The sequence below is a fragment of the Streptomyces shenzhenensis genome, assembly GCF_003688995.1.
Classification (GTDB): Bacteria; Actinomycetota; Actinomycetes; order Streptomycetales; family Streptomycetaceae; genus Streptomyces; species Streptomyces shenzhenensis_A.
The window spans coordinates 20,258-44,280 of record NZ_PENI01000038.1 but is presented as its reverse complement, the minus strand read 5'-3'; the positions used below and the strand labels follow the sequence as shown (position 1 = coordinate 44,280).

Annotated in this window: 21 protein-coding genes; 13 read left to right on the top strand and 8 right to left on the bottom strand. The window is 69.7% G+C overall.

Annotated features, from left to right (window positions below; genetic code table 11):
* The first annotated feature begins 57 nt into the window (after positions 1 to 57).
* From CTZ28_RS38660 to CTZ28_RS38650, 3 genes are all read left to right on the top strand, one after another.
* On the top strand, positions 58 to 1,080 hold the full coding sequence (locus tag CTZ28_RS38660; protein ID WP_121894441.1) for a peptidylprolyl isomerase: 1,023 nt from the start codon (positions 58 to 60) through the stop codon (positions 1,078 to 1,080).
* Positions 1,081 to 1,139: 59 nt separating this feature from the next.
* Positions 1,140 to 3,437 (top strand): galactose-binding domain-containing protein, encoded by a 2,298-nt coding sequence (locus CTZ28_RS38655; protein ID WP_121894440.1) that lies wholly within the window; start codon positions 1,140 to 1,142, stop codon positions 3,435 to 3,437.
* A 159-nt stretch (positions 3,438 to 3,596) separates the two neighbouring features.
* A complete protein-coding gene (locus tag CTZ28_RS38650; RefSeq protein ID WP_183154804.1) occupies positions 3,597 to 4,463 on the top strand; it encodes a sulfurtransferase in 867 nt (288 codons plus the stop codon).
* 304 nt (positions 4,464 to 4,767) lie between these two features.
* Here CTZ28_RS38650 and CTZ28_RS38645 read toward each other — a convergent pair whose 3' ends face one another.
* Genes CTZ28_RS38645 through CTZ28_RS38615 form a run of 7 tightly spaced genes read right to left on the bottom strand, consistent with a single transcriptional unit; the run spans position 4,768 to position 13,729 of the window.
* Positions 4,768 to 5,781 carry an aldo/keto reductase gene (locus tag CTZ28_RS38645; RefSeq protein ID WP_220795526.1) on the bottom strand — a complete coding sequence of 338 codons (1,014 nt, stop codon included), beginning with the start codon at positions 5,779 to 5,781 and terminating at the stop codon, positions 4,768 to 4,770.
* Positions 5,782 to 5,789: 8 nt separating this feature from the next.
* Positions 5,790 to 7,157, bottom strand: coding sequence for an NtaA/DmoA family FMN-dependent monooxygenase (locus CTZ28_RS38640; protein ID WP_121894437.1), 1,368 nt, complete (start codon positions 7,155 to 7,157; stop codon positions 5,790 to 5,792).
* The gene (locus tag CTZ28_RS38635; RefSeq protein ID WP_121894436.1) at positions 7,154 to 8,611 is read right to left on the bottom strand and encodes an NtaA/DmoA family FMN-dependent monooxygenase; all 1,458 of its coding nucleotides are present in this window, start codon (positions 8,609 to 8,611) and stop codon (positions 7,154 to 7,156) included. Before CTZ28_RS38635 ends, CTZ28_RS38640 begins: the two co-directional genes overlap by 4 nt.
* Positions 8,612 to 8,635: 24 nt before the next feature.
* On the bottom strand, positions 8,636 to 10,303 hold the full coding sequence (locus CTZ28_RS38630; RefSeq protein WP_183154803.1) for a dipeptide ABC transporter ATP-binding protein: 1,668 nt from the start codon (positions 10,301 to 10,303) through the stop codon (positions 8,636 to 8,638).
* Positions 10,290 to 11,171: an ABC transporter permease gene (locus CTZ28_RS38625; protein WP_121894435.1), complete on the bottom strand. Its 882-nt coding sequence runs from the start codon at positions 11,169 to 11,171 to the stop codon at positions 10,290 to 10,292. The genes CTZ28_RS38630 and CTZ28_RS38625 overlap by 14 nt, the downstream gene beginning before the upstream one ends.
* 1 nt (position 11,172) lies before the next feature.
* Positions 11,173 to 12,102 (bottom strand): ABC transporter permease, encoded by a 930-nt coding sequence (locus CTZ28_RS38620; RefSeq protein WP_121894434.1) that lies wholly within the window; start codon positions 12,100 to 12,102, stop codon positions 11,173 to 11,175.
* A gap of 4 nt (positions 12,103 to 12,106) precedes the next feature.
* Entirely contained in the window at positions 12,107 to 13,729 is a 1,623-nt protein-coding gene (locus CTZ28_RS38615) for an ABC transporter substrate-binding protein (RefSeq protein WP_183154802.1), read from the bottom strand.
* 264 nt (positions 13,730 to 13,993) lie between these two features.
* On the opposite strand from CTZ28_RS38615, the gene CTZ28_RS38610 reads away from it, so the two are divergent.
* From CTZ28_RS38610 to CTZ28_RS38580, 7 genes are all read left to right on the top strand, one after another.
* Positions 13,994 to 14,422 (top strand): hypothetical protein, encoded by a 429-nt coding sequence (locus CTZ28_RS38610; RefSeq protein WP_147481261.1) that lies wholly within the window; start codon positions 13,994 to 13,996, stop codon positions 14,420 to 14,422.
* A 9-nt stretch (positions 14,423 to 14,431) separates the two neighbouring features.
* Positions 14,432 to 14,866: an OsmC family protein gene (locus tag CTZ28_RS38605; RefSeq protein WP_121894431.1), complete on the top strand. Its 435-nt coding sequence runs from the start codon at positions 14,432 to 14,434 to the stop codon at positions 14,864 to 14,866.
* The gene (locus CTZ28_RS38600; RefSeq protein ID WP_121894430.1) at positions 14,863 to 15,759 is read left to right on the top strand and encodes a sulfurtransferase; all 897 of its coding nucleotides are present in this window, start codon (positions 14,863 to 14,865) and stop codon (positions 15,757 to 15,759) included. Before CTZ28_RS38605 ends, CTZ28_RS38600 begins: the two co-directional genes overlap by 4 nt.
* A 185-nt stretch (positions 15,760 to 15,944) precedes the next feature.
* A complete protein-coding gene (locus tag CTZ28_RS38595; RefSeq protein ID WP_121894429.1) occupies positions 15,945 to 17,417 on the top strand; it encodes a Y4yA family PLP-dependent enzyme in 1,473 nt (490 codons plus the stop codon).
* The gene (locus tag CTZ28_RS38590; protein WP_121894428.1) at positions 17,414 to 18,751 is read left to right on the top strand and encodes a pyridoxal-phosphate dependent enzyme; all 1,338 of its coding nucleotides are present in this window, start codon (positions 17,414 to 17,416) and stop codon (positions 18,749 to 18,751) included. The genes CTZ28_RS38595 and CTZ28_RS38590 overlap by 4 nt, the downstream gene beginning before the upstream one ends.
* A 4-nt stretch (positions 18,752 to 18,755) precedes the next feature.
* Positions 18,756 to 19,964 carry an aminotransferase class V-fold PLP-dependent enzyme gene (locus CTZ28_RS38585; protein WP_121894427.1) on the top strand — a complete coding sequence of 403 codons (1,209 nt, stop codon included), beginning with the start codon at positions 18,756 to 18,758 and terminating at the stop codon, positions 19,962 to 19,964.
* A gap of 80 nt (positions 19,965 to 20,044) precedes the next feature.
* Positions 20,045 to 20,812, top strand: coding sequence for a class I SAM-dependent methyltransferase (locus CTZ28_RS38580; protein ID WP_121894426.1), 768 nt, complete (start codon positions 20,045 to 20,047; stop codon positions 20,810 to 20,812).
* A gap of 200 nt (positions 20,813 to 21,012) precedes the next feature.
* Here CTZ28_RS38580 and CTZ28_RS38575 read toward each other — a convergent pair whose 3' ends face one another.
* Positions 21,013 to 21,567, bottom strand: coding sequence for a GNAT family N-acetyltransferase (locus CTZ28_RS38575; protein ID WP_121894425.1), 555 nt, complete (start codon positions 21,565 to 21,567; stop codon positions 21,013 to 21,015).
* A gap of 191 nt (positions 21,568 to 21,758) precedes the next feature.
* On the opposite strand from CTZ28_RS38575, the gene CTZ28_RS38570 reads away from it, so the two are divergent.
* The 3 genes from CTZ28_RS38570 (at position 21,759) to kdpF (ending at position 23,999) form a co-directional block, all read left to right on the top strand.
* Entirely contained in the window at positions 21,759 to 23,579 is a 1,821-nt protein-coding gene (locus CTZ28_RS38570) for an APC family permease (RefSeq protein WP_121894424.1), read from the top strand.
* Between the two features lie 151 nt (positions 23,580 to 23,730).
* Positions 23,731 to 23,913: a hypothetical protein gene (locus CTZ28_RS46705; protein WP_147481260.1), complete on the top strand. Its 183-nt coding sequence runs from the start codon at positions 23,731 to 23,733 to the stop codon at positions 23,911 to 23,913.
* A complete protein-coding gene (gene kdpF / locus CTZ28_RS38565; protein WP_121894423.1) occupies positions 23,910 to 23,999 on the top strand; it encodes a K(+)-transporting ATPase subunit F in 90 nt (29 codons plus the stop codon). The genes CTZ28_RS46705 and kdpF overlap by 4 nt, the downstream gene beginning before the upstream one ends.
* Positions 24,000 to 24,023: the final 24 nt, after the last annotated feature.

Sequence of the window (24,023 nt, the reverse complement as noted above, 5' to 3'; positions counted from 1 at the left end):
GGGGCACCCCGTCCGCAGGACCCCGGCCGCGGGTGGCTGTCGCGGCGGACCCTCGCCGTGCTGGGCGCGGCCTGCGTCGCCGTCGTCGCGCTCACCGTGGCCGCGGTCACGGCCCTCGGCCACCAGCGCGGCGACGAGGTCGCCTCCCTGGACGGGCACCCCGTCACCCGCGACGAGCTGATCTTCCACATGAAACGGCTCGCCCCGACAGTCCAGAACGAGCTGCGCACCGCGTACCACCTCCAGGCCCCGTTCACCTGGAGCGCGATGACCGGGAAGAGGACCGCGCTGCAGCGCCTGGAGGACCGCGCGTTCGACGAGATCCGCGAGGACAGGACCACCCTGCTGCTCGCCGAGGAACAGGGGCTCATCGACTCGGCTGACTTCGCGGACCTCGAAGCCGAGCGGACGAAGGAGAACGCCTCCCGCGCCCAGGACATCGCCGCCGGCCGGACCGTCTACGGTGTCTCGCAGTTCTCCCCCGAGGAGTACTACGGTCACCGGCTCACCGAGCTGACGACCGGCCTCAAGATCCGGCTCGCCAAGACCCCCGGTGATCCGCTGCACGTCACCGATGCCGACGTGCGCAAGGCGTTCGACGCCGACCCGGACGCCTGGAGCGCCAACGCCACCACGTACCGGTACAGCCGGCTGGTGGTGCAGGTGCCGAAGAACGCCTCCGCGGCCCATGTCAGCGCTCTCCAGCGCCGGGTGCAGGCCGCGGGCCGCCTCTCGGCCGTCTCCGGGGAACCGGACGCCGAGCTGACGACCGGCACGTACGACGGCAGCGGCTCGACCGGTCTGAACACCCATGACCAGGACCTCATGTCCGTACTGGGCGAGCTCGAGCCAGGCGGGATATCGCCGCCCGTGACGGGCACCGGCCAGCTCACCTTCTACCAGCTGGACAGCAGGAAGACCGACGAGGACAAGGCATTCAAGGAGTACGCCCAGCGTATCCGCCAGTCTCTCGTGGACGAGAAGTTCACCGCATTCCTCCAGCGCCGGGCCGACGACGCCTCGTTGGACGTCGACGCCTCGGCGGTGGCCGCCATCAACACTAAGGATGTGCAGCAATGAGACCTGCCGGCAACGGACCACCCGTCGAAGAGAGGGCGGCGAGGCGCCGGAGGATCGCCGTGCGGACGCTTCGCGCGGGCCTGACCTCCCTGCTCGCCGCGCTGCTTGTGGGGTCGCTCGCCCCGGCCGCAGGCGCGGTGGCCCGGCCGAAGCCGTCCCCGGTGGCCGCGGCCACCGCACAGTCCTGGCCGGGCGACAAGCCGAACAGGACGGGCGGCACGGACTACTACCTGGACGCCACGAACGGCGACGACGCCGCGGCCGGCACCTCCCGGCAGACCGCCTGGCGCACCCTGGCCAAGGCGAACGCGACGACGTTCGAGCCCGGCGACCGCATCCTGCTCAAGGCCGGCGAGCAGTGGCAGGACGAGCAGCTGTGGCCGAAGGGCTCGGGTAGCGACGGCAAGCCGATCACGATTTCGGCGTACGGCGACCGGAACGCGCGCCGCCCCTACATCGCGGCGAACGGCAATGTGCCCAGCCCGTTCAACGCGAACGGCACGAAGAACCCCGAGACCGTCGGTCTGACCGGTGCGATTGTGCTGCGCAACCAGCAGTACTGGGACGTCAACAGCGTGGAGCTGTCGAACGACGACGACTTCGCCACCGACATCACCACCGGCTCGTACGTCCGTGACGGAATCATGGTCTCGATCAACGCCGACCTGCTGAAGGACGGCGACAACAACATCATGGACCATTTCCGCATCTCGAACATATACGTCCACAACATCGACGGCCCGAGCAGCTGGCAGAAGATCCACTACGGTGCGGTCAACTTCCAGGTGTTCGGCAGCAAGAACTACAAGGAGTACGGGACCGGCGGGTACTACTTCAAGGACGTCCGGATCGAGGACAACACCTTCGAGAACGTGGAACTGCACGCCGTGCAGTTCGCGTTCAACTGGTTCGCCGCCGACAGCGCCGCCTCGGGTCAGTACGACGAGAGCGGCAAGTGGCACGAGGGCTGGGAGCAGCTGTGGGTGCGCACCCGCGACCTGTACAGCCGTGACGTCTACATCGGCCACAACTACGCGGAGAACATCGGCCAGGGCGCCTTCCAGCTGGCCAACACCCAGCGACTGACCGTCGAGTACAACGAGGTCAACGGCTTCCTGAAGCGCTACAACGCGGTTTCCTGCGGGCTCTACCTGTGGGCGGGCGCCGACTCGACCATGCAGTACAACGAGGTGTACGGCGGCCCGGCCAACGAGTACGACGGCACCCCCTGGGACCTTGAGTACACGAACTTCAACGTCACGTACCAGTACAACTACTCGCACGACAACGCGGCGGGCTGGATGGCCTACATGGGCAACAGCTCGAACTCGGTGGCCCGTTACAACCTGAGCGTCAACGACAACGGCGTTCTGGTGAAGAACATGCTGTCGACGAACTACTCGCCGACCTACTTCCTGAACAACACCTTCGTCTACGACGGCGGCGACCTCGACTATGTCCACGACGAGACGTTCCTGAGCCGTGTCTACTTCCTGAACAACATCTTCTACAACACCTCGCAGACGGACTCGACGCCGTGGTACCGCCGTACCGGAGCGCTGCGGCAGGCCGTGTTCGCCAACAACGACTACTACGAGGCGAGCGGTACGCACTCCACCCAGGAGCCGGCCGACCCGGCCGGGCTGCGGGTCGACCCGAAGTTCACCGGTGACCCCGAGGACTACGTCACCGGGGCGGGCGTGAACAAGATCCGGAAGGCTGCCGCGCACTTCTCGCTGAGCAAGGGCTCGCCGCTGATCGACGCGGGCCGCTACAACGCGCACCTGGGCACCGAGGACTTCCTCGGCACGCACCTCTACTACGGTGACGCGCCGGACATCGGCATCGCCGAGAAGCGGGTCGGCAAGAAGGTCGCCCACCCGGTCGACGACAACCCGATCGAGGAGGAGACCGACAACCGGGTGAACCTCGCGCTGGGCAAGCCGGTCATCGCCAACTCCACCCACCCCGGGGCGAACGGCACGCTCACCGCGGACAAGCTGACCGACGGGAGTCTGACGACCCGTTGGGCGGCGGCCGACGACGCCGCCTACCCGATCACGCTCGACATCGACTTCGGCTCGGACACCACCTTCGACGAGGTGTACCTGGACGAGTACACCGACGCGAGCACCGCGCCGCGGGTGCAGTCGTTCGAGCTGCGGCGCTGGGACGCCGGTACCGGCCAGTGGGTGACCTTCGCCGGCCGCGACACCGGAATCGGGCACGATCTCACGGTGACCGGCTTCGACAGTGTCACGACCTCCCGGCTCCGGGTCGCGCTCACCGGGAAGATCGCCACGGAGACGTACACCCCGACCCTGACCGAGATCAGCGTGTACCGCACCGCCAAGTAGGTCGGAGCGGGTGACAACCCCGGGCGGGTGGACGTCGCGACGTCCACCCGCCTGGAACGTCAGCTATACGACATTGTCGTCGAGCGGAAATAAAACATACGTAGTCCGCTATCCCTTCCGATGTATTTTTGTGCCAACAGACATCGAAGGGATGTAGCGATGCGCCCAGATTCCTCCGAGGACGTCGTGATGTCGGCGATGAGACTCGACGACGCACTACGAAGCGGCGCGAAGGTCGTCGTTCTTGAGGTGGGCAGGGAAGGAGAGGACCACTCCGAGGCGCGGCACTCCTATCTGACGGGACACATACCCGGCGCCCACTACGTATCGTTCGAAGCGGACCTGGTCGGCTCGCGGACCGGGAGTTCCGGCAACGGTCCGCTTCCGCACGCGGGCGGCCTTCAGGAAAGGTTGCGCACGTGGGGAGTCGACGACGGCAGCACAGTCGTCGTCCACACCCGGCGTAACCCCGCCGTCGCCGCCCGCGCCTGGTGGGTGCTTCGCTGGGCCGGAGTGGCGAACGTGCGCTGGCTGAACGGCGGTCTGGCGGCCTGGCGGGCGATCGGCGGCGCGCTCGACGTCGACGTTCCGCCGCCGGGCGCGGGGACGGCCGTCGTACGGCCCGGTGCGCTTCCCGTCCTGGCCGCCGAGGACATCGGACGGCTCGCCACCTCGGGGCATCTCATCGACGCGCGCGCCCCGGAGGCTTATGCCGGTGACGCGCGACGGACGGGGACCGGGCACATCCCCGGCGCGCACAGCGTCCCCGGCGGGCAGAACTTCGCCGGGGACGAGCTGCTCGACGTCGAGGAGTTGAGCGCCTTGTACGCCGCGCACCTGGACGGGCGCGAGATCGGCGTGTACTGCGGCAGCGGGGTGTCGGCGACGGCGACCGTGCTGGCCCTCGCCGCCCTGGGCGTCGAGGCGGCTCTGTACCCCGGGTCGTGGTCCGCCTGGATCACCGATCCCACACGGCCGACCACGACCGGGTCAGACCCGGGCGCCCACCCGCTCCCGGCAGGCTGACCCCGGGGCGCCGGGGCTAGGCCCTGTCGTCACATTCCCTCCCCCAGCCTCCGGCCGGGAGGTGCCCCCAGCCCCGCGACGCCATGCACGCTCCCCCGGGCTCTTCGAGCAGGGGGCGCCCCCACTCGCCGCACGGGACACAGGCCCGAGTACGTCCAGTACGAGGGCCCGCGCCCGGCGCACCGAGGGCAGGCTCCCGCGAGCTCTCGGCTCCGCTCGACCAGGGGGACCCCACGACGCCGCAGGGCCCGCCCTCCGGGCGAACGACGGGAAGTTGACGACAGGACCTGGCGGCCCCGGCGGCTCAGCCCCGGTCGACCACTCCGGGGCCGCCCGAGAGGTCGCCGGTGAACAGGCCACGTAGTTCGGCCTCCTCCTCGGGTGTGGGGCTCCAGCGTGAGGCCAGGACGTTCTCGTCGAGTTGCTCGGGCACGGTCACTCCCGCGATCACGCTCGTGACCGTCGGCTGGGCGAGCAGCCAGCCGAGCGCCGCCGCGGCGGGGGTGATGTCGCGGTCGCGCGCGAACTGTTCGAACCTGGCCAGGGCCGCCCAGGGCGCCGAACGCAGCAGATAGCGCTTCAGGTTGGTGATCTTGGCGTCGGCGGGCGCCTGCTCCGCGGAGTACTTGCCGGTGAGCAGCCCGTTCTGCAGCGGGAAGTAGGGGATGAAGCCCAGGCCGAGGTGGCGCAGCGCCGGGATCAGTTCCTCTTGGGGCCTGCGCCAGAGGAGGCTGTACTCGTCGGTCGTGGACACGAACCGGGTCGACCCCTGTGCCCGGGCGAGGTGTTCTGCCTCGACGAGCTGCCACGCCTTGAAGTTGGACGCGCCGGCGTACCGCACCTTCCCCGACCTCACCAGTGTGTCGAGCGCCGACAGGGTCTCCTCGATCGGGGTGAAGGGGTCGGGGAAGTGGAGCTGGTAGAGGTCGATGTAGTCGGTGCGCAGCCGTCGGAGCGACTCCTCGACCGCGGCGACCACGTACTTGCGGGATCCCGGCCGCGCGTAGGCGGCGCCGCGTTCCCGGCTGAGGTTCAGTCCGAACTTGGTGCCGATGACGACCTGTTCGCGGCGGCCGCGGAGCGCGGTGGCGAACAGTTCCTCGCTCTGTCCGGGCCGGTCGCCGTACCCCTCGGCGAGGTCGAAGTAGGTGATGCCGAGGTCGATCGCGCGGTCGACGATCGCGGTGACCGCCTCCTGGCCGGTCGCGCGCATGCCCGAGCGGCCGAAGGTGCTGGCACCGATGCCGATCTCGGACAGGACGAGGCCCGACGTGCCGAGCTGGCGGTGTCCGTCGGGGAGTTGCAGAGCAGGGGGCACGGTTCTCCTCAGTAGACGTCGTCGGTGTCCAGCAGGCCCTGCAGCGTCGAGGCCTCGTACTCGGTCCGGAAGATGCCCCGGCGTCGCAGCTCCGGGACGACGAGGTCGACGAAGAGGTCGGCCGGTCCGCGGTGGTAGGGCGGGAACAGCTGGACGCCGTCGAGCACTTCCTCCTCCAGGTTCTCCTCCAGCCAGTCGGCGATGGTCTTCGCGTCGCCGACGACCGCGGGCTGCTGTGCGTGCCGGGACCGCTGGACGTAGTGGTACAGCTCGCGCAGGGTGGCGTCCTCGCCGATCTGGGTGCTGAGGATGTGCCGCAGCAGCTCCCGGTCGTCCGTGGCGTCGCTCGCACGGTCGCTGAGCAACGGCTTGAGCGCGTCGTCCGCGAGCTTCTCGATGTCGATGACGTCGAGCACGCGCTCGCTGTCGCGGACCCTCGACAGGTCGATGCCGAGGGCCTGGGAGAACGCGGCCGGCAGGGCCTGCGTGAGCTGGAAGGCGTTGATCTCGTTGAACTTCGCGCGGGCCTCCCGGACGGTGCCGGCGAGGTGGAAGGTGATCCCCGGGATGATCTTGAACTTCTCGGGATCGCGCCCGCTGGCCGCGACGCGCTCCTTGAGCCTGCGGTACTCCTCCTTGCCGCGGCTGATGCCGAAGTACGGCGAGAACCGCAGCTGCGCGAGGTCGGCGCCGTACTGCAGGGACTCCTCGGAGAGGCCCACCTGGACGATCGGAATGTGGCGCTGCACCGGCGGTGGGACGTTCAACGGGCCACGGACGTCGAAGTGTTCGCCGTGGAAGTCGAGCTGATGCCAGGACCCGGGCTTCACCAGGACGCCGGCCGCCTTGTCGTCGAGCAGGAAGTCGTCGTCCCAGCTGTCGTACAGCAGGCGGTTGACGACCGTGGTGAACTCCCGGGCCCGGGCGTACTTCGTCTCCTCGGTCGGTACCGGGTTCTTGCCGAAGTTGCCGAGCGGATCGCCGTCGCGGTCGATGCCGAAGACGACGTTCAGCGCGGTGCGTCCCCGGTTGAAGTTGTCCAGCGTCGCCAGTTGCCGGGCGACGGCGTACGGGTGCTCGAAGGAGGAGTTCACCGACATCACGAACCCGAGGTTGCTCGTGACCGCCGCGGCGTGGCCGGCGTAGACGAAGTTGTCCCAGCGGTAGATCCGGTTGAGGCGGTCCGGTTCGCTGCCGAGGGCACTGCCGGCGAAGACGTAGTCGAGCGTGCCGCGTTCGGCGACCCTGGCGATGTCCAGGATGACGCTGGGGTCGCGCAGGCCGGAGTTGGTCACCTCGGGCAGGCGCCAGGCGTCCAGGTCCCAGCCGGTGCCGTAGGCGGCCAGGCCGAGGCGGAGCTTGCGTCGGCTGCTCATGCGGATGGTTCCTTCGCGTTCGTCGCGGTGAAGCTGTTCGGGGGGATGTCCAGGCCGAAGTGGCCGCGGAAGGTGTCGGCCGTGTACTCGGTCCGGTACACGCCGCGCTCCTGGAGGATCGGCACCACCTCGGCCGTGAAGCGCTCCAGCGGTTCCCAGAGGAAGGGGGTGCTCACGTTGAAGCCCTCGGCGGCACCTCGGTCGAACCAGTCGATCAGGGTGTCGGCGACGTGTGCTGCCGTGCCGATCACCAGGGGGAAGTTCCCGGCGATGGACGCGCCCAGCACATCCCTGACCCGAACGCCGCCGTTGTCCACGGTGCGGTCGGTGCGCTCGGCCAGCGTCCGCAGCAGTCCGCGGCCGTAGGCGTTGAACTGTTCGGCGGAGTCGGGCTTGACGATGCCGTCGATGCCGAGCGGTCTCAGGTCGGCACCGACCCGCTCCGACAGGGAGCGGACGCTGCGCACACCCTTGGGCAGCGAGAACCGGGACCCGCTGATCCGGGCCCACTCCGGACCCGACCAGTACGACTCGTCCTGGTCGCCCTCCACGATGTCGTCGTCGAGCGGCAGCAGCGTGTTGAGTTCCTCGTACAGCTCGACGGCTTCCGCCCGGGTGTCGCCGATGAGCGGCGTGATCCCCGGCAGGAAGAAGATCGGGTCCACCCTGCCGCGCAGGCGCTCGGCCCGCTGCCGCACATCGGTGTTGAACGCGATCGAGTCCTCCGCCGTCGCGGGTCCGGTGAAGTTGATGTCGGCCCACTTGGCGGTCAGTTCACGGGAGAGTTCGGAGGCACCGGCGTACAGCAGCGGGACATGGCCCTGGGGCGGACGCGCCAGCGGCAGCGTACCGGCGACCTGGAAGTGCCTGCCCTGCCAGGCGAGCCGGTGCACCTTGGTCTCGTCGACGTAGCTCCCGGTCTTCTTGTCCTGGAGGTAGGCGCCGTCCTCGATGCTGTCCCACAGCCGCTGGACGACATGGATGAACTCGTCCGCACGCTCGTAGCGGGTGGCGCCGCCCAGATCCGGCAGGCTGAAGTTCCGGGCCGCCAGATCGGAGGCGCCCAGCACGACGTTCCACGCCAGCCGTCCCCCGCTGAGGTGGTCGAGGGACGCCGTCAGCCGCGCCAGGATGTACGGCTCGTAGAACGTCGGGTGCGCCGTCACGACGAGCCCGATCTTCGAGGACGTCAGGGCGAGTTGGGAGGCCAGGGTGAAGGGTTCCAGGCGTCCGGTGTTGTGGGTGGTGATCCACTGTTCCCTGGCGATGTCACCCGGGAGGGTGTCGCCGAGGAAGAAGAAATCGAACTTCGCGTCCTCGACGATCCGCAGCGCCCTGGCCGCGTACTCCAGTTCGAACGCCTGCGCCGTGGGCGCGTCCCGGTGCCGCCAGCCGCCCCAGTGCGTGCCGTTCAGCCAGTGCATATAGCCCAGGTGGAGCTGCCGCTCGGGCATGAGGTGTTCCTTCCTGTTGTGCGTCTACGAGGAGAGAGCCGAACGGGGCGCGACGGCACCGGGGATCGACGCCAGCAGCCGTTTGACGTAGTCGGTCCGCGGGTCGGTGAGGACGCCCAGGGCCCGGCCGCGCTCGACGATGTGCCCGTGGCGCAGGACGACGACCTCGTCGGACACCTCGGCGATCACACCCAGGTCGTGCGAGATGAAGACGTAGGTCAGCGTCAGTTCGCGTTGGAGCGTGGCGAGCAGGTCGAGGATCTGGCGCTGCACGGACACGTCGAGGGCGGAGACCGGCTCGTCCAGGATGACGACGTCCGGCCGCGGTGCCAGCGCGCGGGCGATGGCCACCCGCTGCCGCTGGCCGCCCGACAGCTCGGCGGTGTACCGGTCGGCGACCGAGGCGGGCAGGCCGGTCACCTCCAGCAGTTCCGTGATCCTGCGCGCACGCTCCGGCGCCGGCCCGTACCGGTGGCCCCGGAGCGGTTCGTCGAGGATCGAGCGGACCGTGGACCTCGGGTTGAGGGAGGCGAAGGGATCCTGGTAGACCATCTGCACCCGGCGATAGAGGCCGGACTGCCCGGCCGCCCGGCGGTGATGGACGACCGGTTCGCCGTCGATCTCGACCGAGCCTGCGTCCGCCGGGGTCAGGCCGGCGAGAACGCGCACCAAGGTGGTCTTGCCGGAGCCCGATTCGCCGACGATCCCCAGCGTGGTGCCCTTGCGCACCTGGAACGAGGCGTCGGCCACCGCGGTGACCGGGTCCGAGCCACGGCGGGAGGGGAAGGTCTTGCCGACCCCCTTGGCCTCGACCACCACCGGGGCGTCCGCGGGCACGGTACGGGAGTACTCCAGCCGGGCGGTCGCGGCCCGCCGGCCGGAGAATCCGAGGGAGGAGGACCGCAGGAGATTCTCCGTGTACGGGTCACCCGGCTCGGCGACGACCTCGTCGGTCCGTCCGCTGCGCACGATCCGCCCGTCCTTGACCACGGCGATGTCGTCGGTCCGTTCCGCGGCGATCCCCAGGTCGTGGGTGATCAGCAGGATGCCGAGGTCCTCGGTCTCCACCAGGCTCGACAGCAGGTCGAGGATGGTCTTCTGCACCGTGACGTCGAGCGCGGTCGTCGGCTCGTCGGCGATGAGCAGCCGGGGCCGGGTGCTCATCGCCGCGGCGATCAGCACCCGCTGGCACATTCCTCCGGACAGTTCGTGCGGGTAGCGCCCGTACAGCCGCTCGGGGTCGCGCAGTCCGACCTTCGCGAAGAGGTCGATGACCCGTTCCCGGCGTTCGGCGCGGGACGCCAGGCCGTGCGCCCGCAGCGGTTCCGCGGCCTGGACACCGACCGGCAGCAGGGGGTTCAGGCCGAGCCGCGCGTCCTGCGGTATGTAGCCGATCTCCTTGCCGCGGACGGCCCGGTACTGCCGTTCGGGCAGCCCGGTGAGCGCACGGCCGCCGAGGACGACCTCGCCCGCGGTGATGCGCCCGTTCTCGGCGAGGGTCCCGGTGACGACCCGGCCGAGGGTGGACTTGCCCGAGCCGGACTCGCCGACGACGGCCCGGATCGAACCCGCCGAGACATCCAGGCTCACCCGGTCGAGCACGGGGGTCGCGGCGCGGCCGGGCAGCGCGAACTCGACGCTCACGTCCCGCACGCGCAGCAGCGGCGTGTCCTCCTGCTCAGGCGACGACACGGGTCCTCCCTCGGTTGAACGACCTGCCGATGCGATAGACCGCGAGCACGGTCAGTACGATCACCAGGCCGGGCAGCAGGCTCAGCCACCACTGGACTCCGATGAACGTGCGCCCCTCGGCCACCAGGAGGCCCCATTCGGGCGTCGGCGGGGGCGCGCCGAGCCCCAGGAAACTCAGCGCGGCGACGGTCAGGACGGCCGTGCCGATGTCCATGGTCGCCGCGGCCAGCACCGAGCGGGACGCGTTCGGCACGACGTGCCTGAACAGCCGGCGGACATAGCCGTGACCGGCGAAGACCGAGGCCTCGACATACTGGGCGTTGCTCACCCTGAGCACCTCGGACCGCATCAGGCGGGCGAATCCGGCCGTGCTGTTGATGCCGATGGCGACGGCGATGTTGAGCGTCCCGCGCCCCAGGGCGGAGATGATCGCGAGTGAGACGATCAGGCTCGGCACCGCCAGCATGATGTCGACGACCCGCATCAGGACGCTGTCGACCCGGCCGCGGAGCGCGCCCGCGACGAGACCGATCGACGAGCCGCTCACCAGCCCGATGGCCACGGCGATCACCGCGGCCTGGAGCGACAGACGAGTGCCCCACACGGTGCGGGTGAACTGGTCGCGGCCGAAGTCGTCGGTGCCGAACAGATGGCCTGCGCCGGGTGAGAGCAGCATCTGCGAGGCGTCCTGCCGCAGCGGGTCGCCGGACACGAACAGGCCGGGATGGACCGCCGCCGCGAGGATCACGGCCACCCACAGATACGACGCGAGGAGTCCGGGCGAGCGGAGCAGCTCGGCCGTCCGGCGCCCGAGCGCCCGGGAGCGCCCGGACGGCGGCGCGGATGCCTGCACTTCGAGGGTCGTCACGTCATCCCTCCCATCGGATCCGCTTGTCGAGCAGCGGGTAGAGCGCGTCGACGACGAGGTTCACCACGACGAAGATCACCGCACTGATCGTGACCGCGACCAGGACGACGGGCATGTCACGGCCGTTCACCGCGTCCACCACGAGACGACCCACGCCGAGCCGGGAGAACACCGTCTCCGTCAGCACCGTCCCGCCGACCATGACGCCGACGGTGGTACCCAAGGAGGTGACGACCGGCAGCGCGGCATTCTTCAGGGCGTGCCGGACGACGATGTCGAACCGGCTGAGCCCCCAGTTGCGGGCGGTCTCGATGTACGGCGAGGTCAGCGCGGCGCGGAGGTTGGCCGTCAGCAGCTGGGAGATGCTGCCGCCGCCGGCCACCGCGAGCGCCACCGAGGCGACGAGCAGCCCGCCGAGCCCCCGGTCGCTGACCGCGTCGATCCAGTGCAGCTGGAAGGCGAACACCTGCAGCAGCACCAGCCCGACCAGGAAGGGCGGGAGCGACACCGCGATCGGCGGCAGCGAGATCAGCAGCTCGCGCGCCCACTTCCAGTGGGTCAGCTCGATGACCACCGACAGCGTCACCCCCAGCACGACGGCCAGGAGCAGCCCGAGCAGGGCCAGTTGGAGCGTCTCGGGAAAGGACTCGACATAGACGTCCACCGCTGGCCGGCGCTGGTAGATGCTCTGGCCGAAGTCCCCGTGGAGGGCTCCGGTCAGCGCGTCCCAGTACTGCACGTACACCGGGCGGTCCAGGCCGAGCAACTCGCGCTGTTCGGCCAGGAGGTGTTTGACGTCACCGCCGTCCGCGCCGGCCGTGAGGCCGCCCGCCGCGTCCCCGGGCACCACGTACAGCAGGAAGAACGCTCCGGTGAAGGCGCCCCACACCACGATCACGCCGTACAGGAGCCGAAGTCCGTATCGTGCCATCGGTCTACTTCTTCGCCAGCCAGGCGTTGATCAGGTACTGGTCGAGGCCGACGGGCTCGATGTCATGCAGCCGGGGCGAGTGGGCCCAGATGTCGACGTCGTTGGACACAGGGATCTCGTAGCCCTGCTCGATGAGGATGCGGGCGGCGGCATCGACCAGCTTCTGGCGCTTGTCCTTGTCGATCGTCTGGTTCTGCTCCTGGAGGAGCCGGTCGAGTTCCTCGCCCGTCTTGTCGTCGTCCGCGATGAAGCTGCGGTTCGAGCCGGTCGTCCTGCCGTAGTTGGCCCGCAGGACGTCCGGGTCGGGCGAGGACGCGTACCAGTAGGCGATGTCGTACTCGCCGCTGAGCAGCTTCTCGTTCGCCTCGGCGGCCAGCGGCGGGTCGAGAACGAGTTCGACGCCGAGCTTCTTCCACTGGTCCTGGAGCACCTGCCAGCCCGCGTCGTCCTCCGGTGCGCGCAGCGACAGCCGCTCGCCCTTGGCGTTGACCCGGATCCCGTCGGAGCCGGTCCTGGTCCAGCCGGCCTGTTCCAGCAGCGACTTGGCGCGCGCGGGGTCGTACTTCAGCAGCGCGCTCTGATCGGAGTAGTAGGGGTTGTCCTTGCTCAGCGGACCGGTCGCGGGCTGGTCGACGCCACCCGAGTCGATCTTCACGAACTCGTCCCGGTCGACCCCTGTTTGGAGCGCCTGCCGGACGCGGACGTCCTTGAGGAACTTGGACGAGGTGTTCACCGGCAGCTCGGTGCCGGTCGCGGGATTGAGCGTCTTCGAGATCGTCAGCCCGGCGTTCTGGAGCTGTGGGACGTACTTCGCGTTCACCCAGTAGATGAACTGGAGTTCATCGCCGCCGATGACCGCGCCGTTGCGGACCGAGTCCTCGGGGATGATCTTGTAGACGACCTTGTCGAGATAGGCCGCCCCGTCGTGCCGGAAGTACTTCGGCGCCCAGGTGTAGTCCTCGCGCTTCTTCAGCACGATGCGCTGGTTCGGGACGTACTCCTCCAGAGAGAACGGGCCGGAGCCGTCCAGCCACTTCTGCCGCTGCTCGACCGGGAGCCTGGCCGTCTTCTCCGAGATGATGCCGACGTACGCACGCGAAAGGGACGTCAGGAAGGCGGCGTTGGGCTCCGCGAACTCGACGGTGATCTCGTGCTCCGAGGGGGTCTTGATGGTGCTGATGCCCTGCACGATGGTCTTGGCGCTGGAGTGGATGCCCGGCCGGTTCAGGCTCTCCAGGTTGGCCTTGACGACCTTCGCGGTGAGTTTGGTGCCGTCGTGGAAGGTGACGTCGTCGCGCAGCGTGAAGGAGTAGACCCGCGCGTCGTCGCTCACCTTCCAGCGTGTGGCGAGCCAGGGCTCGACCTGCTTCGTTTCGGGGTTGTAGAAGACCAGCGAGTCGGCCAGGGCGCGGGCCACCGTGCGCCAGACCTGGTTGACGACGGCGGAGTCGACACCGCCGGGGTCGGCGCTGAGACCGATGTTGAGTGTGCCTCCGTAGCGGTCCTTCTTGGCCACCTCGGCTGCGGCTTCGCGCTGCGCGCCGTTGCCTGAGCAGGCGGCGGTGGCAAGAAGCGACAGCGCGGCCACCACGGCGGCACCCCAGCGCCACGGGCGTGAACTGGACACGACCTGTTGTCTCCTCTCGATCGGCTCGGGTGTGAGCGGTAGCGGCTGCACTGCCGTAGGCAACCGGGCAGCGCTACGTCGTCATGTGCTTGCCTCGGACGAGGAGGTGACAGCGATACATGAAACTTCGTGCACCTACGGCTACGTGACACATGACGGGATATCCGCTGGGTACGGGCATCTCGTAGCCGATATGTTGACACGGGTGCGCAGGAAGTATCGTGACAGCAGTGTTGCAGTCTCCTGAACGGGGAAAATGACGTGGTGTTCGACCGGAAGTACAGCGACGAGGTCCGCCGGCTCGCGGTGGAGCGGGTGGTGCAGCGGCGTCGCGAGGAGCCCGAGAACCGCTCGATCGTCCGGGAGGTCGCCGAGGAGTTCGAGGTCGGTCCGCAGTCCTTGCGCAAGTGGCTCACGCGCTACGACGACGGCAGCTACGACTACGACTCAGCCGACGGTCACGGTGACGGCTGGGAGCCCCGCACTCCACCGGCCGGCCGCCAGCAGCACCGGCCGAGCCAGCGCGAGTTGCTGGCCAGGATCGAAGAGCTCGAACGCCGGAACGCCGTCCTGGAGGAGGACAACCGTTCACTCACCCGCGTCGTGTCGCTGCTGGCCGACCAACTGCGGGTGGCGACCACGAGCGGTGTCCGGACTCCGGACCCGACGGTCACTCAGGTGCCACGCGCCTAGACTTTTACGGTGAGCGACAAAGTAACCGTGATCAGCAACCTCCACGGCCGGACCACCGACATCCGCGGCCGTTACACCATCGCAGGGCCCGGGTTCGAGATCGTGTCGGACGGCTCGCTGCGCAGCGGCGGCCCGGGTGAGGAGGCCAGCTCCCTCGACTTGCTCGTCGCGTCCCTCGTCTCCTGCGCGCTGAACGCGTTCCGGCACGACTTCGTCGAAAGCGGGCAGCCGGAGCGCCAGGTGGAGATCTTCGCCCGGATCGAGCGCAAGGCCGAGGGCGACTACCTGGGCACGCTCGTCATGGAGTGCTTCATCGACGGGGTCGACCACGTCACGGCTGACGAACTCGTCGCCGAGTACAAGAAGCGGTGCCGTATCTACAACGCTCTCAAGGAGAGCCTTCCTGTGGTGTTCGTCCCGCACACCTCGGGGTCGCTGGGATGACGGCGGCCGAGCCCTCCCATCTCCTCGACGCCCGGACGGCGTTGGCCCGAAGGGCCCGCCTGGTGTTCATCGAAGTCGCGCCCTGGCGGGTGATGGCACAGGGACCGGATCCGATCGCGGGAAGCATCCCCGACGCGCTGCGGACCTCGGTCAGGTCCGACTTCGCCGGCACCCCGACAGCCGACAGCGGCCACCTCCCGCTCCCGAAGCGCGCCGCCGTGCGCGCCAGTGCGCGGGCTCACGGCATCGGGCCCGCCGACGACCTGGTGCTCTACACCCGCCGGATCGAGGAGCTGTCGTCCGCCGCCCGCGCGTGGTTCGTTCTCACCTGGGCGGGCTTTCGGTCGGTACGCGTCCTGGACGGCGGCCTGCCGGCCTGGGTCCGTGCGGGCGGCCCGACGACCCGTCCGCGGCAGCCGCGGCCGGCCGGCCCGGTGCGCGACCACGTCGCACCGGCCTGGCCACCCGGCGACGGCGGCCGACGCGTTCTGGAGACCACGGACGTGCTGGAGATCGCCCGCTACGGCACCCTGCTCGACTCGCGCCCCGCGAGCTCCTACGGCGGCACGCCGGACGATCCGAGGACCGGCCACATCCCGCACGCGATCCACGCCCACTCGGCCGAACTGATCGCTCCCGACGGACTGTTGAGACCACCCACGGAACTGCGGAAATGGTTCCTGTCCCGTCGGGCGATCGGCGGCCAGGAGGTCGGCGCCTACTGCGGCGGCGGCGTTTCCAGCGCGCTGCTGGTGTTGGCCGGAGCCCTGCTCGGGCAACAGGTGGGCCTGTACGTCGATTCCTGGTCCGCCTGGGAACGCGATGGGTCCCTGCCCGTCGAGAAGGGCGCGGTCCTCACTCGTTCCGCGGCCGTCGACACCGACTGTGGATGAACATTCCTGCGGGTGCGGTTCATCGGATCGTCTGTGATCAAGGGCACCCCACGTGAGAGGAGGCATAGCGGCGCGTGTAGTGGGAAACGAGTACTCCGAAACGGTTGTCGTAACCATGAGGCGGCGACCGGCTGACGTGGGGAGGGTACTTCGTGAAGGACGCGCCCTTGTATCTGAGACCGCGGGTGGATCCGCCGCTGGCCTCGCTGCTGAGGGATGTGCCGTTCCTGCACTCGCTGGTGGACGCGCTCGGCTCGCCGCTCAACGTGCTGCTCCCGGAGGTCGTCGCCGAGAACGCCGAACGCTTCCGGTCCGTCTACCGCCGCCACCATCTCGCCGGCCGGGTGTACTTCGCGCACAAGGCGAATCGTTCCAGCGCCCTGGTGCGGAGGCTGGCCGCGTGCGACCCGGCCGCCGTCGGGATCGACGTGGCCTCTCTGGAGGAGTTGCGGCATGCGCTGAGCTGTGGGTTCACGGGGGACCGGGTGATGGCCACCGGTCCCAAGGACCGGGAGTTTTTGTGGCTGGCGGCCCGGGTGGGGGCGACGGTCAACCTGGACTCGACCGGTGAGCTGGAGCAACTGGCGCGGCTCGTCCGGGAGCACGGGCTGGGCAGGGTGAACGTGCTGGCGCGCTTGTCGGAGTTCGAGTCGGACGCCGGGCACGGCGGCGCCGGCACCCGGGTGTTGTCGCGCCGCAGCCGCTTCGGTACCCCGGTCGCCGCGGCCGAAGAGCTGTGGACGGCGCTGGAACGGCACCAGGACACCGTCGAACTGACCGGCCTGGCCTACCACTTGGACACCACAGGCCTGGAGGAGAAGGCCCGGGCGCTGGAGCGATGTGTGCTGATGATGGACGAGTGCCGGGCGCGGGGCCTGGCACCGCGCGCCGTCGACATCGGCGGAGGGTTCGGCGTCGGGTACGTCGCCGATGCCGGCGAGTGGGAGCGGTGGACCACCGCGCTGAGCGAGGCGGTGCTCGGCGTGCGGCCGGCCCTGACCTGGCGCGGTCACGGCTACGGGCTGCGCAACGAGGGCGGCACGGTACGCGGCGCGGCGGCCCTGTACCCGGCCCACCGGCCCGTCGCCGGGCCGGGCTATCTCGACCGACTGCTCTCGCGTCCCGGCCCGGTCCTTGGCCGCCCGCCCGCCACGCTGCTGCTGGAGCATCTGAACGACCTGTACGTCGAACCGGGGCGCGCCCTCGTCGACCAGTGCGGACTGTCGCTGGTCCGGGTGCTGGACGTGCGGCCCACGGGCGACGACCCCACCCGTCATCTGGTGCGCCTCGGCATGAACGCCGGGGACGTGAGTCTGGAGGAGCACGGTGTCCTCGTCGACCCCGTCCTGCTGCCCCGCGGCGGCCCCCGGGACGATCCGGCCGGCGACGGGCCGGTCGGGGTCCATCTCGTCGGCAATCTCTGTCTGGAGGCTGATCTGATCACCCGTCGGCTGGTGTATCTGCCCGGGCTGCCACGCGCCGGGGACGTGCTGGCCTTCGTCAACACCGCCGGATACGCCATGGACTTCCACGCCCACCATGCGCAACGGCAGCCGGTCGCACGGACGGTGGCGGTCTCGTCAGCGGGCGATGCCTGGCGTTGGTGCCCGGACGAGGACTATTGGCCGCTCACACACCCGCAGGGAGTGCCGGCATGAGGTATGACAGCATCACGGAGGCCATCGGCAACACGCCGCTGGTCCGCATCGACCCGTCCGTGCACGGACTGGGCAGCATCGACCTGTACGCCAAACTGGAGATGCTCAACCCGTTCGGGTCCGTGAAGGACCGGCCCGCCTGGTACATGGCCCGCCCGCACCTGGAGGAGGCGGCCGGCGGCGACGGCACGGTCGTGGAACTCTCCAGCGGCAACACGGCCAAGGCCCTCGCCCTGCTGGCCGGTCTGCACGGGCTGAGGTTCAAGAGCGTCACCAACCGGATGCGCGTCCCCGAGATCAAGGAGCTGCTGCTGCTCCTCGGCGCGGAGATCGAGGAGCTGCCCGGGCAGAGCGAGTGCCTGGACCCGACGGACACCGACGACCCGCTGACCCGCTTCCACCAGGCGCTCTCGGAGCCAGGCAGCACGTATCTGCACACCGACCAGTACTTCAATCCGCGCAACGTCGCGGCGCACGCGGAAGGTACCGGACCCGAGATCGTCAAAGACCTGGACGGACGGGTACCCGACTGGTTCATCGCCTGTGTGGGCACGGCCGGTTCCTCGACCGGTGTCGCCAGGGCGCTGCGCGAGCACGATCCGCGGGTCCGGGTGCTCGGGCTGGTCGCCGACAAGTCCGACTTCATCCCGGGGATCCGCACCATCGACGAGGTGCACCAGGTCGGCCTGTTCGATCCGGCCACATACGACTCCATCGCGCCGGTCACCTCCCAGGAGGCCATCGACGGAATGGTCACCCTCATCCGCCGCTGCGGGCTGCTGTCGGGGCCGACCGGCGGTGCCGCCTACCAGGGAGCCGTCCGGCACCTGGCGGCCGTCGACGCCGAGTTGGCGGGCACCGGCCGTCGGCGGACCGCCGTGTTCATCGTCTGCGACCGGGCCGAGAGCTATCTGAGCTATGTACGTCAGCGCCGCCCGGAGCTTCTGGGGCGAGCGCGGCGCGGTCACTCGGCGGCCACGCTCACCGACAGCGAGGTGCGTGCGCAGGCCCGGGTCGTCGACGTCGATGACGCCCGGCGCTGGCTGGCGGAGAGCGACACCCCGCCGTTGGTGGTCGACCTGCGCGGCCCGCACGCCTACGCCGCCCTGCACATCGAGGGATCGATGAACATCGTGGACGAGGTGTTCGAGGAACTGGTCCGCACCGGGCTGCCGTTCAGCAAACGGACACCGGTGCTGCTGGCCTGTCCGGTGGGGGAGAAGTCGCTGCGCTACGCCGCCCTGCTGACCCGAATGGGGCACCCGGACGTGCGCAGCCTGGCGGGCGGCATCGTCGCCTGGCGGGACGCGGGCGCACCGCTGGTGAGGGAGTGACCTGATGCGCGCCGATACGCATGACGCAGACGGATCCTGGCAGCAGCAGGTGAGGGCGCAGTTCCCGATCATCACCGCGCATCCGGAGCTGGCGTACCTGGACAGCGCGGCGACCTCGCAGAAACCACAGGCCGTCCTGGACGCCGTGCAGACCTACTTGACGACGACGAACGCCAACGCGGGCCGCGGCACCTATCCCTGGGCCAACCGGACCACGGAGTTGATCGAACGGGCCCGCGAGCGGGTCAAGGAGTTCCTCGGCGACCTGGCACCGGAGCGTTCGACCGTCCACTTCACCAGCGGAACCACCGAGGGCCTGCGCACCGTCGCCCGCGACTGGCTCGTGGAGCACCTCACCGACGGCGACGAGATCCTGGTCCCGTTCGCCGACCACCGGGCCAACCTCGAACCCTGGCTCGAAGCCCGGCGGCTGCTCGCCGAGCGCGGCACGGAGGTGCGCATACGCGCGCTGCCGTACCAGGAGGTCTCCGGCGACTACGACCACCGAGCCCTCGCCGAGGCCGTCGGCCCCCGCACCCGCTTCGTCGCCGCCACGCACGTCCACCACGTCTACGGCGGGGACATGAACGTCCACCGCATCCGCGCCGCCGTCGGCCCGGATGTGCCGATCTGCCTGGACGCCGCCCAGAGCGTCGGCCATCTCCCCGTCCGGGTCGGCGATCCGGCGCTCGACGTCGACTTCGTCGTCTTCTCCGGGCACAAGGCACTCGCGCTGCCCGGCACCGGAGCGGTGTGGGCGCGCAACACCCGCGGACCCGCGCTGAAGCCCGCGGGCTGGCAGGGCACCCCCAACACCGTGGGCGTCGTATCGCTGCTGGCCGCACTCGACTGGCTGGACGCGGTCGGCGTCAACCTCGTCGCAGCCCACGTCACCCGTTTGGCGACCCGCCTGACCGACCGGCTGCGCCGCCTGGACGCCTACGAGATCCTCGGCTGCCCCGCCAGCCTGACCGCGGACACCGCGCTGCCGACGGCCCAGCGACGGCACGGCATCGTCACCTTCCGGCACCGTGAAGTCCCGTCCGACGACCTCGGGTTCATCCTCTTCAGCCATGGCTTCATGGTCCGGGCCGACAGTCTCTGCCAGGCGGGCGCGGACGAGAAGGACGGATCCGTACGGGTGAGCCTGCACGTCTACAACACCGCCGAGGAGATCGACCGCTTGCTGACCGTTCTCGCGTCATTGGAGTGAATGGCTATTGATAACCGTTTCCACCTGTAGATTGCGCAGTAGTCGCAGCAGGTGGAAGACGGAAGAGGTGGCGCGACCAGATGGGTGTGAGCATGGACACGGCCAGGACGTGGGTGGAGCGCTGGGAGCGGCAGCAGCAGCGCTACGCGGTGGACCGCGAGGAACGCTTCACGGTGATCTGCGACATCGTGGAGCACGTCTGCGCCACTCGTGCCCGGCCGCTCCTGCTGGACTTGGGCTGCGGCCCCGGCTCCCTGTCCGCCAGGCTGACCTGCCGCCTGCCGGACGCGGAGATCGTCGCGGTCGACATGGATCCCGTGCTGCTGGAGCTGGGGCGCACCCACCACGCGGACGCCGCCCGCTATGTGGACGCGGTGATCGGAGAGGACGGCTGGACCGACGCCCTGGAGCTGCGCCGCAGCGTGGACGTCGCCGTCTCGACGACTGCGCTGCACTATCTCCCGGCCCCCGTCCTGCTGGAGACCTACCGCAGCCTCGCAGCCCTGCTCCGCCCCGGCGGGGCGCTGGTCAACGGGGACCACTTCCCGCCGGACACACGGTCCTGCTCGGACCTGACCGCCCACGTGGGGCGCCGGCGGGCCGAGCGAGCGGGCGACCACGGGCACGAGGACTGGGAGTCCTGGTGGACGGCGGCGGCCGCGGACCCCGAGCTGGCCGACCTGTTCGAGCAGCGGGAGCGAAGCCGTACGCCGTCCGGCGGCGGAGACGGCAACCGGCATCTCCCCGTGTGCCGCCACACCGAACTGCTGCACCAGGCCGGATTCAGCCATGTCACGCCGGTGTGGCAGGTGGGAGACAGCTGCGTCCTCGTGGCGTTGAAGGACTGACGGGCTCCCGGATCCGTTCCGGGCTCCGCCCCCGGCGCTCCGGGGGAAGGAGACCGCCGTCGTCGGGTGTGTCGACGCGTCTTCGGCGGCCACGGCCGGCTGCGCGGCGGCGGCGACATGGTGCCGGCCGAGGCGTTCGTCACCGCCCCCGCCACCGGCGACCGGAGCCGCATCAGGTCAGGGACCGCCGAGTCGCGGTGTCACAGCGCGAGGCTCATCAGGATCTCGTCGCGGTCGTCCCCGGGCGCGAGGCGCAGCGCGCCGGGCCACCGGCCGATCTCCGCCCATCCGGCCCTGCGGTAGAAGTGCTCAAGTCCCAGGCCCGCTCGCGCCGACAGCTTCAGCCGCTCCAGGCCCATCTCGTCCCGTGCGATGCGGTGGACGCGGTGCATCAGTGCGGTCCCGATGCCCAGGCCCCTGAAGTGCACTTGCGTCTGCACGTGGTTCACCACGCCGCAGTGCGCTTCCAGCGGGTGCGTTTCCCGGCGGACGAGCAGCCAGCCGGCGAGTTCACCGTCGAGGGTGGCCGCGAGCAGTCTGCACTCGGGCGCCAGACTCTCCGCGATACGGTCCACGGCCGCTTCGACGTCCGCCGGCGTCAGGGGCGGCAGCGGACAGTCCGCGGGAATGACCGCCCCGCCGGCGTTGACCACCGCGGCCCAACAGGCGGCAAGATCCCGCCTGCGGGCGCCGGAGAGCTCGGACGGCCGGGTGAACTGGGCGAACGTGGGTGCGGCGACTTCGGATGCTGTCACCTGGAGAAGGGTGCCATGGCAGCCGCGACCGAGCAGGGCGTTTGCCAGGCCTCGGACATGACCGGGCCCGCGGCCCGCGACGCTGCGCCACCGTGCGCCAGCAGACCCGAGCGGGTCAACACCACGGCGCGCGCGGGCATCGGCCGGAGGACACTGGTACCGACCGTCCGACCGGCCGTGGTGAGGTTCCGATGGCGTACGGGCTGGCACGTCGTGAGCTGAAGCCGAAGGTTCCGTTGCGTCCGGGCGAAGGGGAGAAGGATCACCTCACCAGCCTGGAGGGACTGGCCGCGCTGTCGCTGGACGCGCTCAGCTCAGTGGCGTACGGCCCCGAGGCGATCGTGCTGGCGCTGGTCGTGGCGGGAACCGGCGCCCTGACCGCGACACTGCCCGTGACACTGGCGATCACCTGCCTGCTCGCGGCACTCGTGGTGTCGTACGCCCAGGTCATCGCAGTGCACCCGGACGGCGGGGGCGCCTACGCCGTGGCCAAGAAGGACCTGGGCGGCACCACCGCGAGCCTGCTGGCTGCGGCCAGCCTGGTCGTCGACTACGTGCTGACCGTGGCTGTCAGCCTGGCTGCCGGCGCGGACGCGCTCGCGTCCGCCTTCCCGGCCCTCGCCCACGACAAGCTGCTGGTGTGCCTGGCGGGCCTGGCTCTGCTGACGGCGGTGAACCTGAGGGGCGTCACCGAGAGCGCGCGAGTGCTGATGCTGCCGACCGTCCTGTTCATCGTGGCGATCGTCGGTGTCATCGTCGTCGGCCTGTTCCGCGCGCACCCGGCGGCCGTCGTCGGCACGGCACAGCCCGCCCCCGCGCATGAGGCGCTGGGCCTGCTGCTGATCCTCAAAGCGTTCTCGTCCGGCTGCTCGGCCCTGACCGGCGTCGAGGCCATCGCCAACGCCGTGCCGACCTTCCGTACCCCTCGGGTCAGGCGTGCCCAGCGCACCGAGTTCATGCTCGGCGCGCTGCTGGGGCTGATGCTCGTCGGCCTTGCCGTGCTGATCCGCCGCGACCAGGTGGCCCCGCGTGCGAACGTGACGATCCTGGCCCAACTCACCGCGGGTGCCTATGGCGACGGCTGGGCCTACTACGCCACCAACCTGATGGTCACCCTCGTCCTCCTGCTGGCCGCCAACACCAGCTTCGGCGGACTGCCGGTCCTGATGAGCCTGCTCGCCCGCGACCACCGTCTGCCCCACCTGTTCGCGCTGCGCGCCGAGCGGCCCGTCTACCGCTACGGCGTGGTGGCCCTCGCCCTGCTGGCCGCCGCCCTGCTCATCGCGACCGACGCCAACACTCACCGGCTGATCCCGCTCTTCGCCATCGGCGTGTTCATCGGCTTCACCATCAGTCAGCTCGGCCTGGTGCGTCACTGGGCCACCCAGAAGCCGGACGGCTGGAAACATCGTGCGGTGATCAACGGGACGGGCGCGGTGCTCACCACCCTGGCCGGGCTCGTCCTGCTGCTGACGAAGTTCCTGGCGGGCGCCTGGGTCGTGGTGATCGCCGTACCGCTGATGATGCTGCTGTTCGCCCGCATCCAGCGCTACTACACGGAGGTCGGCAAGGAACTGGAGCTGGGCCGCGTACCGGCCCCGCCCGACCGGTGCACGACGAGCCTGGTGATCGTCCCGCTCGGCGAGGTCAGCAAGCTCGCCCGGCATGCGATCGGTGCGGCGCTCGCCCTCGGGGACGAGGTGGTCGCGGTCGCCGTCCAGGCCGACCCGGACAAGAGCCGGACCTTGAGGGAAGCCTGGGACCGCTGGGACCCGGGGGTCCGGCTCGACATCATCGACAGCCCACACCGCTCCCTGGTCCAGCCGATCGTCAACTACGTCCAGCGGGCCGCCCAGGACGGACGTCGGATCGCCGTCCTCATCCCGGAGGTCGAGCCCAAGCACCGCCGTTACGAGATCCTCCAGAACCAGCGCGGACTGCTGCTGGCCACCGTCCTGCGGGCGCGCACGGATGTGGTGGTGTGCATGCTGCCGTACCGGCTTCGGCTGTGAGCACCGAGCGAGCCACCTGGGACACCAGGGCTTCACATCAGCAGCCTGTCGGACGGGCCCAGCGGTATCAGTAAGTCGTCAAATAAGTGCCCGTTGGCGTTATGGCCCCGCCAATGAGGCTTGCCGGGTGGATGACGCAGAACTGCACTGAATGAGCCGTTTTCTCCTGACGCGGCACCTGTGGTCGTGTCCGCTTGGTCACGCCGCAGCCGAGCGTTCCCTTCCCGTCGTCGGTACGGGGGTGTCGCACATGCCGGATCTTGGATTCATCGTTCTCGTCATCGCCGTGTTCGTCCTGATCGGTCTGATCGCCAAGGGAGTGAACCGACTGTGAGCGTGGACAACGTCGTCGGCCTGGTCGTCGCCGTCTGTCTGGTGGTCTACCTGGTCCTGTGCCTGATCTTCCCCGAGAGGTTCTAGCTCGTCCCGCACGGCCCGCAGCCG

Coding starts and splice junctions, on each gene's coding strand:
- CTZ28_RS38650 (WP_183154804.1), top strand. CDS start 3,597: ATGCGCCCAGATTCCTCCGAGGACGTCGTGATGTCGGCGATGAGACTC.
- CTZ28_RS38640 (WP_121894437.1), bottom strand. CDS start 7,157: ATGAGCAGCCGACGCAAGCTCCGCCTCGGCCTGGCCGCCTACGGCACC.
- CTZ28_RS38635 (WP_121894436.1), bottom strand. CDS start 8,611: ATGCCCGAGCGGCAGCTCCACCTGGGCTATATGCACTGGCTGAACGGC.
- CTZ28_RS38620 (WP_121894434.1), bottom strand. CDS start 12,102: ATGGCACGATACGGACTTCGGCTCCTGTACGGCGTGATCGTGGTGTGG.
- CTZ28_RS38600 (WP_121894430.1), top strand. CDS start 14,863: ATGACGGCGGCCGAGCCCTCCCATCTCCTCGACGCCCGGACGGCGTTG.
- CTZ28_RS38590 (WP_121894428.1), top strand. CDS start 17,414: ATGAGGTATGACAGCATCACGGAGGCCATCGGCAACACGCCGCTGGTC.
- CTZ28_RS38585 (WP_121894427.1), top strand. CDS start 18,756: ATGCGCGCCGATACGCATGACGCAGACGGATCCTGGCAGCAGCAGGTG.
- CTZ28_RS38580 (WP_121894426.1), top strand. CDS start 20,045: ATGGGTGTGAGCATGGACACGGCCAGGACGTGGGTGGAGCGCTGGGAG.
- CTZ28_RS38570 (WP_121894424.1), top strand. CDS start 21,759: ATGGCGTACGGGCTGGCACGTCGTGAGCTGAAGCCGAAGGTTCCGTTG.
- CTZ28_RS46705 (WP_147481260.1), top strand. CDS start 23,731: ATGAGCCGTTTTCTCCTGACGCGGCACCTGTGGTCGTGTCCGCTTGGT.